13 protein-coding genes are annotated in these 14,925 nt (G+C 74.4%); 5 read left to right on the top strand and 8 right to left on the bottom strand.

What is annotated here, in order from left to right:
• Positions 1-30 precede the first annotated feature (30 nt).
• Positions 31-522 (bottom strand): response regulator, encoded by a 492-nt coding sequence (locus tag WME98_RS42780; protein WP_437338271.1) that lies wholly within the window; start codon positions 520-522, stop codon positions 31-33.
• Positions 523-853: 331 nt separating this feature from the next.
• Between WME98_RS42780 and WME98_RS42775 the strand changes: the two genes are divergently transcribed.
• From WME98_RS42775 to WME98_RS42765, 3 genes are all read left to right on the top strand, one after another.
• On the top strand, positions 854-1,363 hold the full coding sequence (locus WME98_RS42775) for a DUF2505 domain-containing protein (RefSeq protein WP_061628829.1): 510 nt from the start codon (positions 854-856) through the stop codon (positions 1,361-1,363).
• 236 nt (positions 1,364-1,599) lie between these two features.
• A complete protein-coding gene (locus tag WME98_RS42770) occupies positions 1,600-2,934 on the top strand; it encodes an NAD(P)/FAD-dependent oxidoreductase (protein ID WP_437954082.1) in 1,335 nt (444 codons plus the stop codon).
• Positions 2,935-3,074: 140 nt separating this feature from the next.
• Positions 3,075-3,788 (top strand): hypothetical protein, encoded by a 714-nt coding sequence (locus WME98_RS42765; RefSeq protein ID WP_437947400.1) that lies wholly within the window; start codon positions 3,075-3,077, stop codon positions 3,786-3,788.
• A 21-nt stretch (positions 3,789-3,809) separates the two neighbouring features.
• Here WME98_RS42765 and WME98_RS42760 read toward each other — a convergent pair whose 3' ends face one another.
• From WME98_RS42760 to WME98_RS42750, 3 genes are all read right to left on the bottom strand, one after another.
• Positions 3,810-5,300: a tetratricopeptide repeat protein gene (locus WME98_RS42760; RefSeq protein WP_437947399.1), complete on the bottom strand. Its 1,491-nt coding sequence runs from the start codon at positions 5,298-5,300 to the stop codon at positions 3,810-3,812.
• A gap of 75 nt (positions 5,301-5,375) precedes the next feature.
• Positions 5,376-7,541: a serine/threonine protein kinase gene (locus WME98_RS42755; protein ID WP_437947398.1), complete on the bottom strand. Its 2,166-nt coding sequence runs from the start codon at positions 7,539-7,541 to the stop codon at positions 5,376-5,378.
• 44 nt (positions 7,542-7,585) lie between these two features.
• Positions 7,586-8,242: a hypothetical protein gene (locus WME98_RS42750; protein WP_061623338.1), complete on the bottom strand. Its 657-nt coding sequence runs from the start codon at positions 8,240-8,242 to the stop codon at positions 7,586-7,588.
• A 153-nt stretch (positions 8,243-8,395) separates the two neighbouring features.
• On the opposite strand from WME98_RS42750, the gene WME98_RS42745 reads away from it, so the two are divergent.
• Positions 8,396-9,610 carry a lipin/Ned1/Smp2 family protein gene (locus WME98_RS42745; protein WP_437947397.1) on the top strand — a complete coding sequence of 405 codons (1,215 nt, stop codon included), beginning with the start codon at positions 8,396-8,398 and terminating at the stop codon, positions 9,608-9,610.
• A gap of 9 nt (positions 9,611-9,619) precedes the next feature.
• On the opposite strand, the gene WME98_RS42740 is transcribed toward WME98_RS42745, so the two are convergent.
• The gene (locus WME98_RS42740) at positions 9,620-10,438 is read right to left on the bottom strand and encodes a lysophospholipid acyltransferase family protein (protein ID WP_437947396.1); all 819 of its coding nucleotides are present in this window, start codon (positions 10,436-10,438) and stop codon (positions 9,620-9,622) included.
• A gap of 214 nt (positions 10,439-10,652) precedes the next feature.
• On the bottom strand, positions 10,653-11,714 hold the full coding sequence (locus WME98_RS42735) for a hypothetical protein (RefSeq protein WP_437947395.1): 1,062 nt from the start codon (positions 11,712-11,714) through the stop codon (positions 10,653-10,655).
• A gap of 166 nt (positions 11,715-11,880) precedes the next feature.
• On the opposite strand from WME98_RS42735, the gene WME98_RS42730 reads away from it, so the two are divergent.
• A complete protein-coding gene (locus WME98_RS42730; RefSeq protein WP_437947394.1) occupies positions 11,881-12,318 on the top strand; it encodes an acyl-CoA thioesterase in 438 nt (145 codons plus the stop codon).
• A 37-nt stretch (positions 12,319-12,355) separates the two neighbouring features.
• Here the strand turns inward: WME98_RS42730 and WME98_RS42725 are convergent, their stop codons facing one another.
• Positions 12,356-13,915 carry an AMP-binding protein gene (locus tag WME98_RS42725; protein WP_437947393.1) on the bottom strand — a complete coding sequence of 520 codons (1,560 nt, stop codon included), beginning with the start codon at positions 13,913-13,915 and terminating at the stop codon, positions 12,356-12,358.
• Entirely contained in the window at positions 13,903-14,913 is a 1,011-nt protein-coding gene (locus tag WME98_RS42720) for a mandelate racemase/muconate lactonizing enzyme family protein (protein WP_437947392.1), read from the bottom strand. The genes WME98_RS42725 and WME98_RS42720 overlap by 13 nt, the downstream gene beginning before the upstream one ends.
• Between the last annotated feature and the right edge of the window lie 12 nt (positions 14,914-14,925).

Genomic DNA, 14,925 nt, shown 5'->3' with positions numbered 1-14,925 from the left:
GCGCCACGCGCCTCGCCGCGGCGGGCGCGCTCAGTCCTTCTTCGCCCTGTCGGCCTGCGGCCTCTCGGGGACCGGCGTCGCGCGGGACGCAGGCTTGTCGGGGACCGGCGTCGCGCGGGACGCAGGCTTGTCGGGGACCGGCGTCGCGCGGGACGCGGCTTTCTTCAGGGACGACTCCGCGAGCGACACGAGCATTGCGAGGTTCACCGGCTTCGAGAGCAGGAAGATCGCGTGCCGCCGGAGCGCGCGGATGCGCGCCTGCTGCGACTCGTCGGCGGTGACGACGAAGACGGGCGTGTCCCGGTTCAGCGCTCCCTTGGCCGAGAGCGACTCGAGCACGCTGAAGCCGTCGACCCCCGGCATGTGCAGGTCGAGCACCACGAGATCGAATTTGCGCGCGCCGAGCCGCCGCAGCGCCGGCGCCCCGCCGTTCGCCTCCTCGACGTCGCCGAGCGGGCGGAGCGCGCGGGCAAACATGCCTCGGATCGCGGTGTCGTCATCGATGACGAGGATGCACGTCACAGCATGAAGATGTTTGCACGGATACGGAAGCGTTGGAAGCCCGCGGCCCGCTCTCCGCACCGCGCGGCGCGAGCGTCCACAACGCCTCGCGCCGCGGGAGTGATTCGCGCGTCCGCCGCGCGTCGCCTCATGAAAGCGCTCGGTCGCGCTCGCGCTGAGGCGCTCGGTCGCGCTCGCGCTCGGAGCCGCCGGTGCGATGTGCGGACGGCCAAGACGGACACACGGTCATCCCAGATCCTGGGCTCCGTGGCTTCGGGCGAGGCGTGGACGCCACGGACGGGCTGCGGTAAACGCGGAGCAAGACCTCACCCGCACCGCAAAGGAACGATCCATGGGCAAGTTCACCATCACGAACGAGATCAACTGCAACGTCGACACCTTTTGGAAGCTGTTCCTGGACAAGACCTTCAACGAGGAGCTTTACCGGAAGGAGCTCGGATTTCCCGAGTACACCATCACGGAGCAGGTCGAGACGGAGACGGAGATCATCCGGAGGTCGGCCGGGAAGCCGAAGATGAATTTGCCCGGTCCCGTGGAGAAGCTGCTCGGCTCCGGCTTCCGCTATACCGAGGAAGGCAAGCTGAACAAGGCGACCAAGGTGTGGACCTTCAAGCTGACGCCAAGCACCCTGGCCGACAAGATGCGCAACGAGGGCGTGGTGCGCGTCGAGGCGATCGGCGACAACAAGGTGCGTCGGATCGCCGAGATCTTCATCGAAGCGAAGGTGTTCGGCGTCGGCGGCCTGCTCGAGAGCAGCGCTGAGAAGGAGCTGCGGCAGGGGTGGGAAGAGAGCGCCGTCTTCATGAACAAGTGGATCGCTCAGGGCAGAGCGGTCCAGTAGCTCGGCCCGCCAGACGCGCCGAGCTAGCCGCGCACGTACCGGCCGGTCGGCCGCAGCGCGCTGTCGCCGCCAGGCACCCAAACGCAGGCACCGCCGGCGAGCGATCCCCGCGAGCGGCCGTCCTCTTCGCCCACCCCGCGCCTGGATGAACAGGCGACGTGCACGTCCAGAGTCAAAGCGCGCGATCTTCTGTATTGCCGCTTGCTGAGGCAGCTCACGTGAACCAGGGCCACGGCATGGTGCACGTGGTCATCATCGGTGCCGGCTTCGGCGGTCTCTACGCGGCGCGGACGCTCCGGCGCGAGCCGGTGCGGGTGACCGTGATCGACCGGCGGAACCACCACACGTTCCAGCCCCTCCTGTATCAGGTCGCGACCGCGGGCCTGAACGCGAGCGACATCGCCGCGCCCATCCGGCGCGTGCTGCGCAAGCAGAAGAACACGAGCGTGCTCCTCGCCGAGGTGACGGCGATCGATCCGGCGCGCAAGCGGGTGATCTTCGAGGACGGCGAGATCGGCTACGACAAGCTGATCGTGGCCGCCGGGGCGTCGCACTCCTATTTCGGGCACGACGAGTGGGCGCCGTTCGCGCCCGGGCTGAAGACCGTCGAGGATGCGCTGGAGATACGGCGGCGCGTCCTCCTCGCCTTCGAGGCGGCCGAGCGCGAGGCCGATCCGGCGCGGCGGAAGGCCTGGATGACGTTCGTGGTGGTCGGCGCGGGCCCGACCGGCGTGGAGCTCGCCGGGGCGCTCTCGGAGCTCGCGCGGCACACGCTCGTGCGCGAGTTCCGGCGCATCAACCCGCGCGACGCGCGCATCGTCGTCGTCGAGGGCGCCGGGCAGGTGCTGCCGTCGTACGTCCCCGAGCTCGGCGAGAAGGCGCGCGCGCAGCTCGTGGCGCTCAACGTGGAGGTGCGCACGCGCTGCCTCGTCACCGGGATCGACGAGGACGGGGTCTCGATCGGCGACGAGCGGATCGAGGCGAAGACCGTGCTCTGGGGGGCCGGCGTGGCCGCCTCGCCCCTCGCCCGGAGCCTCGGGGTGCCGCTCGACCGGGCAGGGCGCGTGCTGGTGGAGCCGGACCTGACCGTGCCCGGCCACGAGGACGTGTACGTCATCGGCGACCTCGCGTCGCTGAAGCAGGAGGACGGGAAGCCGGTGCCAGGCGTGGCGCCGGCGGCGATCCAGGAGGGGCGCCACGCCGCGCGCAACGTCGCGCGCGCCGTGCGGGGGCAGCCGCGGCTGCCGTTCCGGTACCGCGACAAGGGCTCGATGGCGACGATCGGGCGGGCCGCCGCGGTCGCCGACTTCGGCAAGGTGAAGCTCTCCGGGTTCCTGGCGTGGCTCGCGTGGCTCTTCGTCCACGTCGTGTTCCTCATCGGCTTCCGCAGCCGGTTCCTGGTGCTGTTCTCGTGGGCCCTGTCGTACCTGACCTACGAGCGCGCCTCGCGGCTGATCACGGGAGAGACCCCGCGGCTCCTCGAGGATCACCCCGCGCCTGCGCTCGAGCCGCGCAGGGACGGCGGCGCGCTCGGGGCCCAGCCGCTGGAGCACGCGCGCACACGCGCCTAGGCGCCGCCCGACGCGCCCACCGCGGCGCCGCCCCGACGCGCCCGCCGCGGCGGCCCGCTCCGCCCGGGACCGCGCGCGGAAGAGCGGCGTCCTGCGCTCGTCTGGACCTTTGCGCGCGAGCTGCGTTAGCGTCGTAGACCATGCACATCCATCCCGGACAGGGCGGCTCCGCGCACCCCTCGCGAGCCCTCCTCGCCAGCGCAGCATCCCTCGCCGCACTCCTGCTCAGCGCACCCGCCGCCTTCGCGCAGTCGGCGGACGACCCTGCCGGCGCGCAGCCGCAGGCCGCGCCCTATGGCGCCCCCCCGCCGTACGGCGCACCTGCCTCCTACGGGCAGCAGCCCGGCTATTACCCGCCGCCTGGGTACCCCCCTCCCGGGTACGCCCCGCCGCCCGGATACGCCCAGACCTCCACCGGGTACCCGGTCGGCCCGAGGATCATGAACTACGAGGAGGGGCAGGCCGTCCCCGAGGGCTACCACGTCGAGGAGAGGGCGCGCCGCGGCCTGGTCATCGGCGGCGCCGTGACGTTCGGCGTCACGTACCTCCTCTCGGCCATGGTCGGGCTCGTCGCAGAGAGCGCGGATCGCGCGAGCGGCGGCACCGGGGAGAGCTACATCCCGCTCTACATCCCCGTCGCCGGGCCGTTCATCACGATCGGCACCGCCGACGCGAAGGGCGGCGGGATCTTCGTCCTCATGGTCGACGGGCTGGCGCAGGCCGCCGGCGTCGGCATGTTCATCGGCGGCCTCGCCGCGCCGCAGCAGAAGCTCGTCCGCAACGACGTCTCCCTCTCCGTGAAGCCGATCGTCACCGGCGACACCCTCGGGCTCGGCGTCTCCGGCTCGCTCTGAGCGCGCGCCGCCGCCCCGGCGTCACGGCGCGACCGGCGGCGTCTCGTCCATCGTCTTGACGGCGCGCTTGGCCCGGCGGCGCACGTCGACGTGCAGCGACTCGTCGAAGTTGATGGCCGAGAACGCGGCCCGCGCCTCGATGTTCTTGCCGAGGGCGGCGTAGGCCTCGGCCTCGTTCCAGCGCAGCTTCCAGTCGCGCTTCGAGAGATCCGAGAGCTTCGCGGCGTCGGCGATGATCTCCTGGTACCGCTGCTGCTTGCCGAGCTCGCTCCAGTACTCGGCGCGGAGGTCGTCGTCCCCGGGCGCGAGCGCGACCGCCGCGGCGAAGCCGGCGAGCGCGTCGTCGATCCGGCCCGCGACGAGCTCGGCGCGGGCGAGCGAGCGGCGCGCGCCCGCGCTGTCGGGGTGCGCGGCGACGAAGGCGGCGAGCGCGGGGATCGCCTCGTTGACCTTCAGGATGTCGGCGGGGTCGCTCGGCCAGAACCGGAGCGAGAGCGCGGCGAGATCGCCGGGGTCGCTCTCGAGCGCGCGCTCGATCGCGGCGGGCGCCTCCTCGCCGCGGCCGGCCTGGGAGAGGCATTTCGCGAGCTCGACCCACGCGCCCGACGACGACGGCGCCGTCTTCACGAACGCCTCGGCCGCGGCGAGCGCCTCGTCGGTGCGCCCGAGCGCGCGCAGGGCGGCGATCCGCGCGAGGTGCGCCCGCTCGACGCGGTCGCCCTCGCCCGCGACGGCGACGGCGCGGTCGGCGGCGGCCAGCGCGATGTCGTGGCGGAGCTCGCGCTCGTGGTAGGCGAGCTGCTCGAGGTAGAAGGCGCTGTCGCGCGGCGCCGCGTCCCACTGGCCGGTCAGGTAGTCGAGCACCGCGTCGGAGCGCACGTAGACGAGCGAGGCCGCGTCGCGCGGGTTCTCGTAGATCGGCACGAGGACCCCGAGCTGCACCATCGCGTCGAGCGCCGGCTGGCAGTCGGGCTTCGCCTCGAGCGCGAGCACCATCTCGTCGAGGGCGGCGTCCTTCTTCTGCATCGCCAGGTGCACCTGCCCGACCGCCACGTGGTAGTCGGCGTCCCCCTGGAACGTCTTCCGGATCGCCTGGAAGCTCTTCAGCGCCGCGGGGTGGTCGCCCATGTTGGCCTGCGCCGAGGCGAGGTTCAGCCGCGCGGCGTGGTCGTCGGGGTCCATGGTGACGATGCGCTTGAGCGCCGAGATCGCCTTCTCGTAGTCGCGCTCGCCGAAGGCCTTCTGCGCGCGCTCCCAGACCGGCGCCTTGTCGAGGAAGGCCTCGAGCTGCGAGACGAGCGCGCTGTTCTGCTTGCGCCAGACGCCGCTCTTGCCGGCCTCGGAGCTCGTGAGGAAGTCCTTGATCCACTTGCGGGCGGCGTCGATGCTGAGCCCTTTGTCGGCGAGCCCCTCGAACTCGCCCCGGGGCACCGGCATGCGCGCGGGGAGCCCCTGCCGGCGCGCCGTGTTCTCGTCCAGGCCGATCAGCACCCAGTCGCTTTGCTCGCTCATGATCCTAGGACGGTAGCCGCCGTGCCCCGCCGGGATCAAGCGACGTCTCGGCGCAGCGCCCGCGCGAGAGGCGCGTCAGGAGTAGAGCCAGGCCAAGAGGACGAACGCCATGAAGGCCGCCGCGGCGACCGCGAGGGCGAGCGCGCGCGGCACCCCGAGGAGCATCGGCCGGAGGCTGGCCTGGAACGCGACCGAGTCCACGGAGCTCGGCGGGGTCGGCGGCGCGTCAGGGCCGGACGCGCCGCCCGGGGCGGCGACGGCGGCGGCCGGCGCGCCCGCAGCGCCGCCGCTCGCGCTGGCCGCGGTCGCGAGCTGCGGGGCCGCGACGGCCGGCGCCGCGACGGCGTCGAGGGGCGCCGCAGGAGGGGGCGCGCCGAGGTCCGGCGGCCGCGGCGCCGCGGGGGACCCGAGGTGCTCGAGGCCGAGCTGGGCGAGGATGGCTTGCTGCTCGTTGCCCCACGCGACCGGCAGCGCGGTCGCCTCGGGCGCGAGCGTGAGCGGCGCCGACATCACCTTGTGCATCGCCCGCTCGAGCGCGAGCGCCTCGTCGAGGCGGCGCGACGCGCTCTCCGCGCCGGCGCTCGCGGAGAGGCGCAGCGCGTCGGCGGCCACCTCGGACACGTGCGCTGCCACCTTGGCCAGCGCCAGCTTGCGCTCGGCCTGCGCCACGGCGAAGCGCGCCTCCTCGCGGAACCGGATCGCCTCGGTCGTGAGCCGATCGACCTCGGCGTGGAGCTGCCTCGCGCCCTCGGGCGCGCCGCGGGCCAGAGGAGCAGCCCCGGCGTCGTGCCCCACGGAGAACGCGGCCGCGGCGGTGATCGAGGGCGGCGGCTCGGCGTACGTCGGCGTCGCCCCGGACATCGGGCGCGGCTCGGCGTCCTGCGCGGTGATGGAGCCGTACGAGGGCTGGCTGCCGCGCTGCCGCCCGCCGCTCGAGCTGCTGGACGCCGGGTCGCCGCGCCCGCGGCCGTTGCTCCCGACGACGACGGTCTTCTCGTCGGCCGTCTCGTAGGGCAGCGCCCCGCGCCGCCGCGAGCTGACGTACGCCGTGTCCGTGCCGCGCGAGCCGGGGACCGCCGTGAGCGGCGACGGCGTGACGGCGTCGCCCGCCTCGACGTCGGTCGGATCGTCCTCGCGGCCGGGCGCCCCGCCGCTCGGGCGGAGCCGGTCGGGGGCGCTCGCCCCCCGGTCCCGCGCGGCGGCGGGCCGGCGCGGGATCGCCGTCGCGGCCGAGAGCGAGGGGCGCGGCGCCTTGGCCATCCCGGCGAAGCCGCCGGAGACGGCGCGCTCGAACCAGCGCATCTGCCTCATGGCGTTGCGCCGCACGAACCGGCCGAGCGCCTCCTCGTTCCCCTCGAGGTAACCGTGGCTGCGCAGCCAGCCCTCGAGCCGCGCGAAGATCTCGTCCGCGCTCTGGAAGCGCGAGGCCGGATCCCGCTCGAGACAGCCCATGACGATCGCCACGAGCTCCTTGTCGATCTTCGGCCGGAGCTCCCGCAGGTCGGCCGCGGGCTGCGTCGTCATGTTGCGCAAGAGCTCGTAGTCGCTCGACGACGGCCACGGGTGCTTGCCCGAGAAGAGCTCGAACAGCACGACGCCGAGCGAGAACAGATCGGAGCGCCTGTCGGCGGAGCCCCCGCGGGCCTGCTCCGGCGCCATGTACGTCGTCACGCGCCGGCGCGCCCCGACGGCCGTGGTCATCACGCGGAGCGACGATTTGGCGAGCCCGAAGTCGGCGATCTTCACCTCGCCCTGGAACCCGACGAGCACGTTGCCCGGCGTGAGATCGCGGTGCACGAGGTTGAGCAGCTCGCCGCTCGGCGCGCGGAGCTCGTGCGCCGCGCCGAGCCCGCGGCAGAGCGTCGCGCCGATGTAGACGACGAGCCGCTCGGAGAAGACCTCGCCCGTGTCGAAGACGGTCTTCATGAGCCGCGCGAGGCTCACGCCCTGCACGAGCTCGACGGCGAAGTACGAGCCCTGTTCGTCGGTCCCCCAGCCGGCGACCTCGACGACGTTCGGGTGCTTGAGCGCCGCGGTGGTGCGCACCTCGTCGAAGAACCGCGTGGCCACCGCCGTGTCCCCGGCGTAGTGCGGGTGCAGCCGCTTGACGGCGAGCAGCTCCCCTGGCCGGTGCGGACCTACCGACCTGCAGAGATCAACGCGGGTGGTCGCTCCGGACGCGATCTCTGCAAGGAACTGAAGCGAGAGCGCGGCCGGCGCGGGCTCGGGGAGCCGAGACATGCACGGTGAAGTCTAGCGGGCGACAACCCCGACCGGAAAGGGCCTCAGACGCCGGCGCGCGCCGCGGCGATGGCGGCGGGGACGCCGGAGGGGGTGGCCTTGAGGTGCACGTCCAGGTGGTCATCCTTGGTCTTCAGCGCACGAACACCGAGCACCGGCGCGCAGATGCGCAGCGCCCGCGCGACCGTCGGATTGCCGCCCACGGCGGGAATCTTGAGCAGATCCAGGGTGATCCTGTCGTCCTTGCCCTCGATCAGCGCGGCGGGCCGGTTGGGGATGAAGGAGACGAGGTTGCCGGGCTTGTTGAGATCGATCGCCCCCGAGTTGATAAGCCCGGCGATCGGCGAGCTCTCGTCCCCCATCACGTGGAGCTTGAGGTCGGCGATCCGCAGGCCGACCCGGATGGCGTCCGCGCGCACGTCGAGCTCCTCGGCGTAGACGGCGAACGAGGCCCGGATCGGCGCGCCCATGGCCTTCACGGTGAGCGCGAGGCGCAGGCCGGGGGGCGCGGCCTCGATCACGATGTCCTTGGGCGCGCGCTTCCCGCCGCTGAGCTCCCGCGCCAGATAGCGCAGCGCATCGATCGGGACGCCGAAGCGCAGGCCGAGCGCGCCGCGCAGCGCCCTCACGATCTCCTCGGGGTGAGCCTTGAGGTAGTCGCCGGCGTGGCGGAGCAGCACCTTCGGGTTGGGCTTGGGCATCGTTGGGGCAGCTACGATTGCCCGGAGTCAGGCCCGCGCGCAAGGGGCGAGCGCGATCCGGCGCGGGGTGCGTCGGGGGCCGGAGAGGCCGCTGTTCTAACGGGGCCGACTCGGTCACACTCGGGCGCGATGCAGACCAGGATCCTTCTTGTCATGGCGACAACAGCGCTCGCGATCGGCTGCGGATCGGCCGACGCGACGCTCGGGTGGACGCCGAGCGACGAGCCGCCGGGCGGCTCCTCCAGCGAGGGCGGCGGCGATGGCCAGGGCGGCGGCGACGACGACGGCGGCCAGGGCGGCGACGACGGCGGGGGCGACGACGACGGCGGGGGCGACGACGGCCAGGGGGGTAGCGGCGGCCACCTCGCGAGCGGCGGGGGCGGCGGTTCATCGAGCGGCGGCGGGCCGCTGGGCGCCCTGTGCGACCTGCCCCCGCGGTGCGATGCCGAGCCGCCGGATCCGGGCGAGGAGCTCGCGTGGGATCACGTGTCGTCGTACATCATCGCCGGAGCTGGGAGCCCCAACCACCGCGGGCGCGATCTCTTCCTGACCCCGGATGACCCGCAGTGGATCATCGGCAAGTTCGCCTACGGGATCACGGACAAGGATCTGAAGGGCGAGCGGGTCGACATCTACCTGCTGCGCGGCTGCGGCGGCGCGTGGGAGCGCCTCGGCGCGGCGACCACGACGGAAGCGGACTCGACGCACCCCGAGGTCGAGGGCGTGAGCGACGCCGGCGGCCGCGTCTACTTCCAGATCCCAGCGGCGCAGCGGCTCGGCGTGGGCAGGCACCGGATCCACATGGTCGTCCGCGGCGACCTGTCGAGCGCCGATCTCTTCATCGAGGTCGTCCCCCGCGGCGCCCCGATGTTCGTGAGCGACGTCGACGGGACGCTGACCGGCACGGAGACGGAGGAGTTCACCTCGCTCCTGCTCGGCCAGTTGCCCGACGCGCACCCGCACGCCGCGGCGGCGTTCCACCGGCTCGTGGAGAAGGGCTACCGCCCGATGTACCTGACCGCGCGACCGGAGTGGCTCGTCCAGCGCACCCGCGATTTCCTCGAGGCCTACGGCTTCCCGCCCGGCGTCGTGCACACCACCCTCGGCCTGACCGGCGCGATCGGCGACGCCGCCGCGGAGTACAAGACGGCCGAGCTAGAGCAGCTCTTCGAGCGGAGGGAAATGGTGCCCGCGTGGGCGTTCGGCAACACGGAGACCGACGCGGAGGCCTACCACAACGCCGGCGTGACGCCCCTCACGCGGCGCGTGTTCTACCAGTTCGACGACGACCTCCTCGGAGGCCGGCGCATCGACGACTACGGCGATCTGCTCGCCGAGATCGACGAGCTCCCCAGCCTCTGCGACTGATCCGGCGCGTCAGCCGGGCGCCTGCTCGGTCTGGGCGCCGCCCGCCGGCGGCTCCGAGGCGGCCGAGGTGCCGGCCGGCGCCTCGGCGCGACCGCCGATCGACCGGAGGAGCTCGCTCACCGCGGCGTGGGTGCGATCGCGCAGGTCGTTCACCCGCGCGCCCTCGCGCCCGTCCGGGCGCACGGCGATCGGCGCGCCGACCCGGACGCGGACGATCCGCATCGTGCCGTCGCCCGTGTCGATCGCCCCCTTCTTCATGAGCAGGTGCGTGCCGTCGATGGCGACCGGCACCACGGGCACGCCGGCCCGGACGGCGGCATAGAAGCCGCCGTTCTTGAACTGCCGGAGCACGCCGTCCTCGCTCCGCGTCCCCTCCGGGAACACGAGCAGCGGCTTGCCGTTCCGGAGCACCTGCTCGAACCGCGCGATCGCCTCGACCGCGGCGCGCGAGCCGACCGTGCGATCCACCGGCACGTGGCCCGCGAGCTTGAGGTGCCAGCCGAGGAACGGGATCTTCATGAGCGAGCGCTTGGCCGCCCACTTGAAGTCGCCCGGCAGCACCGCGCCGAGCACCAGGATGTCGAGCACGCTCTGGTGGTTCGAGCAGTAGACGAAGACCCCGGGGGGGACGTTCTCGAGGCCGCTCGCCTGGATCTCGATGTCGAGCGCGCGCGCGCTCGCCTGGCACCAGCGGCGCATCGCCCAGAGGCTCGCCGAGCGCTGCGGCGTGAGCGGGCCCAGCGTCAGCGACACCGTGCCGTAGGCCATGGTCCTGAGGGAGAAAGGGACCCAGTGGCGCGTCGCCAGCCAGGCGCTCTTGAGATCCATCCTACGGCGCTTACCACTCTCCATATCGGGCGAAAACGCGTAGGGTGTTGCGCACCTGCGCCGCGCGCCGGCGTCTTCGCACGGGGTTTCGAGCGCGCCTCTGGACCCGCTTCCCCTCCGGTGTGCCGGACGAGGCGGGCGGCGCGCGGAGGCTCGCTGGTCCGGCCCGGGCTCGCGTCGCGCGACGCCGTCGCCTGCGCGTCGCCCTCGCGCGTTACGGCTGGAGCGGCGGCGTGAGCAGCCCCCACCCGAGCGTGACCGGCCGCCCGGCGCGCTCGAACTTGACGGTGTACAGGCCCGTCTCCTCGGCGCTCTGCACCACCGCGGGGCGCAGCGCGCCGACCCACTCGGCCCAGACGCTCGCCCCGAGCTTGAGGCGCGGCTTGACCGGGATCGGGCGCAGCGCCGACTCGTCGGCGAGCAGGGCGGCGCCGCCGTAACCGAGGGCGAACCACCGCGCCGAGCTGCTGGGCAGCGACGTCAGGACGGCGCCCGACTCCGCCGGAGGGCCGCCGAGCCGCGACACGAGGAGCACGTGGCGCCACGTCTCGCCGTCCTTCCATGCGGCGAAGTTGCCGGGCGCGAGCCCCTCGGTCTGCACGACGAAGCGGACGCCCTTGAGCTGCGCGAGCGGGGTCCGCGGATCCATGTCGGTGTAGCGGACCTCGATCTTGTCCTTCACGAAGCGGGTGACGACGCCGTGCTTCATCACCCCGTTCCACTCCGTGAGCACCGGCTCGTGGGGCCGGAGGCGCGGCGCGTCGGGCACGGGGACGACGTAGCCCGGGTGGACCTTGTACGACGGCCCGCCCCGCCCCTCGACGATGAGATCGTCGCCCTCGAAGCCGACCACGGTGGCCGCGTAGAGCACGAGCGTCGAGCCGAGCTTGGCGCCGGCGAGCATCCGCTCCGAGACGGTGAAGACGCGGCGGCCTGGATCGAGCTTGATCGGGGACGCCGGGAGGCCGAGCGGGTTCGACGCGTGCGCCGCGCCGGTCGGCGCCTGCGTCTCCGCGACCGCGGGCCGCGGCAGCGCCGCCAGCGGAGCGACGGGCGGGCTCTGGGAGGGCGTCGGCGCCGGGGGCGACGTCGGCGCAGGCTCGCACGCCGCCGCGAGGCCAGCGGCCAGGAGGCAAGCGAGCACGCAAGCCGCGCCGCGGGCGCGCGGCGCCCCGGCATCGAGGCGTCGCGCCGCGCTCGTGTGGCGATCCTTCGCGGCGGCGGTGCCCAGCCTGCGGGACCCGGCCCCGAGGCCGCCGGGACATCGGTCAGCCATCGGGGGCGAGCATGGACCGCGAAACGGGCGGCGGCGAGCAGAAAGGGACGAACCGTCGCGCGGCGCCGGGTCGGCTGTCCGCGGGCAGGGGCGGCGCTCTCCTCGTGACGCGCGCGGCGCTCTCCTCGTGACGCGCGCGGCGCGTCCTGCGCTAGCCTGCGGCGCGATGAAGCGCGCCTTCAGCGTCGATGAGCTCAAGCAGACCGCGCCCCGCCTCGCCGCGGAGCGCCGCGCCGTGCGTTTCCAGGACGTCGACGCCGCCGGGATCGTCTTCTACCCGCGGGTCCTCGAATACTTCAGCGACGCGTACATGATCGCGCTGAGGGAGCGGGGCATCGATCTGCCCGCCCTCATCGCCGGCGGCGCGATCAAGCTGCCGCTGGTCCACGCCGAGGCCGACTACCTGCTGCCGCTCCGGTTCGGCGACGCGATCGAGGTCGAGGTGCTCGCCCCGAAGCTCGGCGACACCTCGTTCACGGTGGGCTACCGCGTGACGACCGCGGGCGGGATCGCCGCCGTCGGGCAGACGGTGCACGTGTGCATCGACGGCGCGCGCTTCGTCCCGTGCCCGCTCCCGGACGATCTGCGCCGCGCGCTCGGGTGACCGCGGCGAGCGCGGCTGCCGGCGCCGCGCTCTCCCGCTACCGCGCCGGGAACGGCGCGAGCGCGGCCGCGAGCTGCGCCGCCGCGCCGAGGCGATCGAGCTTGCCGGCCGCGGTCAGCGGGAGCGCCGCGACGGCGCAGAGGCGCCGCGGGCGCTTGTGGGGGGCGAGCCGCGCCGCGACGACGGCCGCGAGGTCGTCGAGCAGCGCGGGCGAGAGCACGGCGCCGCCCGGCGCGGCGGGCGCGGCCTGGTCGGGGACGATCGCCGCCGCGACGACGTGGCCCCACCGCTCGTCCGGCACGCCGAACACCACCGCGCCCGCGACGCCGGCACAGGACGCGAGGACCTGCTCCACCTCGGCGGGGTAGACGTTCTCGCCGCCGGTCACGATGAGGTCGCTCCGGCGCGCGGCGACGTGGAGCCGCCCGGCGGCGTCGAGCGCGCCGAGGTCGCCGGTGCTGAACCACCCGCCCTCGTCGACCAGGAGCTCCGGCGGGCGCCCCGGGCCGCGGTAATAGCCGCGGAACAGCACCGGGCCGCGGATCTCGATGCGGCCCACGCCGTCGCCGCCGGCGCCCTCGACACGCAGCTCGACGCCGTCGATCGGCGCGCCGGAGCCCGGCTCGCGGGCGCGCGGATCGCGCGGGCGCTGCACGGTGACCTGCGAGCACGCCTCGGTGAGGCCGTAGGTGGTGAGCGCCGGGACCCCGCGGCGCGCGCACTCGTCGAGCGTCCTCTCCGGAGCGCCCGCGCCGCCGACCAGCACCGCGCGCAGCCGGGCGAGGACGTTGTCGCGATCGGCCTCGAGGAGCGCGAGCAGCATCGTCGGCACCACGGAGAGCAGCGTCGCGCGGTCGCGGACGATCGAGGCGAGCACCGACGCGGGGTCGAAGCGGGGCGCGAGGATGACGGCGCGCCGCGCGAGCAGGCAGCGCGTCACGATCGAGAGGCCGCCGACGTGGCAGAGCGGCAGGCAGAGCAGCCAGCGATCGTCGTCGCGCACGCCGAGGTTGGCCGCGCTCCCCGCGGCGGCGGCGAGGAACGCGCGGCGCGGCAGCACCGCGCCCTTGGGGCGCCCCGTAGTGCCCGAGGTGTAGACGATCGCGAGATCGCCGGCGGGATCCGGCGGCGGGACGCCGGCCGCCTCGGCGGCGCGCGGCGCGCGATCGCGGAGCGCGGCGAGCTCCGGCCCGGCGTCGCGGAGCAGCGCGGCGAGCGCGGGCTCGCGCAGCACGAGGTCGGGGCGCGCGTCGTCGACGAGGACGCTCGCCTCGCCGTCCGTGAGCCGCGGGTGAATCGGGACGATGACGGCGCCGAGCGCCAGCAGCGCGTGGAGGACCACGACCGTCCCGATCGCGTTCGGGGCGACGAGCGCCACGCGAGCGCCCTGACCTATCCCGGCGCGGGCGAGCCGGGAGCACACGGCCGCGACCGCGGGCGCGAGGTCGCCGAAGCGGAGGACGCCGCCGGGGCCGACGCCGAGGCCGGGGACGTCGATCTCGCGCGGCGCGTCCGCCTCGGAGCCGCCGTGGACGAGCGCCGTCCGCGCGGCGACCGCGGGATCGCGCGCGGCCTCCAGGAGGCTCAGGCCGTCCATGGTCCGACGCCGAGCCCGGGCCGATCGCTGGCCACGACCAACCCGCCCTCGCGGAGCTGCGGGATCCGGATCGCGGGCCACGCCGCGAGGCCCGCGTGCGCGTCGAGGCCGCACGCGAGCGGCGGCCGCGGCAGCGCGAGCGCCAGCTCGCACGCGGCCGCGAGCGCGACGGGCCCGTCGAAGAGGTGCGTCACCACCGCGCCGAGGCCGCGCTCCTGCGCCCTCCGGCCGAGGTCGTGCGCGCGCAGGAGGCCGAGCACCGCCGGCTTCAGGATGAACGCGGCGCAGCCTTGCGCGTCGAGCAGGCGCTCCGGCATGCCCTCGAGGGCGAGCGACTCGTCGGCCGCCCACGGGACCGCTTGCGCGCCGAGGCGGTGGAGGAGCTCCGGCGCGACCGGCTGCTCCACGAAGCGGGGATCGAGCGGCGCGAGGAGGGCGAGCCGGCGGGGCGCGTCCTCGAGCGGCCAGGCCGCGTTCGCGTCGAGCCGGAGCTCGATCGACGGGTGCTCCCGCCGCAGCGCGCGCAGCGCCTCCAGATCGCGGGCGAACCCCTCGTCTCCGCGCGAGCGGAGCTTCACCTTGATCGCGCGGACGCCGCGCGCGACGAGCGCGCGCGCGCTCCCCAGCATCTCCGGCAGGGCGGCCGACGTCGCGAGCAGCCCGTTCACCCGAACCTCGGCGCGCCGCCGGTGGCCGCCGAGGCACGCCGACGCCGGCAGCCCGAGGCGCTGGCCGACCAGGTCGAGCAGCGCCGTCTCCAGGGCGAAGCGCGCCGCCGGCAGGCCGCGGTGCCGCGACGACAGCGGCTCGAGCGCGCGCAGGACCGCGGGCGCCGCCGCCGTGGCCGCGTCCTCGCCCGGCAGGTCGATCGCGCCGAGCGCCCCGGGCAGCTCGGCGAGCGCGCGCTCGACGTCGTCGGCCGTATCGGGCGAGAAGCCGGGGAGCGGCGTGGCCTCGCCCAGGCCGACGCGCCCCTCGTCGTCGATGAGCGACAGCACGAGGCCCTTGCG

The organism is Sorangium sp. So ce296 (assembly GCF_051529605.1).
Lineage (GTDB): Bacteria > Myxococcota_A > Polyangia > Polyangiales > Polyangiaceae > Sorangium > Sorangium cellulosum_D.
This window is presented reverse-complemented; position numbering and strand designations above follow the sequence as displayed.

Excerpts from the sequence above, each read along its gene's own strand:
- WME98_RS42775 (WP_061628829.1), top strand. The coding sequence starts at position 854 with ATGGGCAAGTTCACCATCACGAACGAGATCAACTGCAACGTCGACACC.
- WME98_RS42770 (WP_437954082.1), top strand. The coding sequence starts at position 1,600 with ATGGTGCACGTGGTCATCATCGGTGCCGGCTTCGGCGGTCTCTACGCG.
- WME98_RS42765 (WP_437947400.1), top strand. The coding sequence starts at position 3,075 with ATGCACATCCATCCCGGACAGGGCGGCTCCGCGCACCCCTCGCGAGCC.
- WME98_RS42760 (WP_437947399.1), bottom strand. The coding sequence starts at position 5,300 with ATGAGCGAGCAAAGCGACTGGGTGCTGATCGGCCTGGACGAGAACACG.
- WME98_RS42755 (WP_437947398.1), bottom strand. The coding sequence starts at position 7,541 with ATGTCTCGGCTCCCCGAGCCCGCGCCGGCCGCGCTCTCGCTTCAGTTC.
- WME98_RS42750 (WP_061623338.1), bottom strand. The coding sequence starts at position 8,242 with ATGCCCAAGCCCAACCCGAAGGTGCTGCTCCGCCACGCCGGCGACTAC.
- WME98_RS42745 (WP_437947397.1), top strand. The coding sequence starts at position 8,396 with ATGGCGACAACAGCGCTCGCGATCGGCTGCGGATCGGCCGACGCGACG.
- WME98_RS42740 (WP_437947396.1), bottom strand. The coding sequence starts at position 10,438 with ATGGATCTCAAGAGCGCCTGGCTGGCGACGCGCCACTGGGTCCCTTTC.
- WME98_RS42735 (WP_437947395.1), bottom strand. The coding sequence starts at position 11,714 with ATGGCTGACCGATGTCCCGGCGGCCTCGGGGCCGGGTCCCGCAGGCTG.
- WME98_RS42730 (WP_437947394.1), top strand. The coding sequence starts at position 11,881 with ATGAAGCGCGCCTTCAGCGTCGATGAGCTCAAGCAGACCGCGCCCCGC.
- WME98_RS42725 (WP_437947393.1), bottom strand. The coding sequence starts at position 13,915 with ATGGACGGCCTGAGCCTCCTGGAGGCCGCGCGCGATCCCGCGGTCGCC.